Origin of the sequence: Pseudomonas tehranensis (genome assembly GCF_014268615.1) — a bacterium.
Classification (GTDB): domain Bacteria; phylum Pseudomonadota; class Gammaproteobacteria; order Pseudomonadales; family Pseudomonadaceae; genus Aquipseudomonas; species Aquipseudomonas tehranensis.
The window spans coordinates 1-541 of record NZ_JABWQV010000497.1 but is presented as its reverse complement, the minus strand read 5'-3'; the positions used below and the strand labels follow the sequence as shown (position 1 = coordinate 541).

Annotated in this window: 1 protein-coding gene; it reads right to left on the bottom strand. The window is 61.6% G+C overall.

Going from position 1 to position 541, the window contains the following annotated elements; genetic code table 11:
- Positions 1 to 52 precede the first annotated feature (52 nt).
- Entirely contained in the window at positions 53 to 478 is a 426-nt protein-coding gene (locus HU811_RS27155; protein ID WP_092402006.1) for a DUF2269 family protein, read from the bottom strand.
- Positions 479 to 541: the final 63 nt, after the last annotated feature.

Below are 541 nucleotides of genomic sequence, written 5' to 3'. Positions count from 1 at the left end.
AATTCCTGTGGGAGCGAGCCTGCTCGCGATAGGGGCGACTCGGTTTTAAATCTTAAACCGGCTTGGCTCCCATCAACCCCGCAATGGCGACAAAGCAGACAACACTGAACAGCGCCAAGGCAAAGGTAAATTTCCCGCTACCTCCAGGCGCCTTGCGCAGTTTATTCAACCGCACCAACAGCCAGAAACCCGCCAGCGCCGCCACGGTGTAGAGCACACTGGAAGCCAGCAACCAGGTCTGCCCCAGTGGCCAGCCGATCTGGTGCACCATCCACCACCCCGTGAACGGCAGGCTCGCCAACGCAAGGGCCATCACCAGCCAGACAAACACCCGCGGGCGTTGCAGTGTGCGCGCGGCCGCCGTGGCATCGCCGTTGCGGCGCGTCCTCCAGACCCAGATGGCCAGCCCCAGGGCACCCGCCAAGAGCAATACCGTGGCGACGACATGGGCGATCTTCAGCGCGGTTAACGTTTCCATCGTTGGATTTCCTTAAGTCTTGCTCAATAGCTTAGCCCCTGTGGCGAGGGAGCTTGCTCCCGC

What these genes read in the sequence shown, in the direction of transcription:
- HU811_RS27155 (WP_092402006.1), bottom strand. Translation starts at nt 478, where the DNA reads ATGGAAACGTTAACCGCGCTGAAGATCGCCCATGTCGTCGCCACGGTA.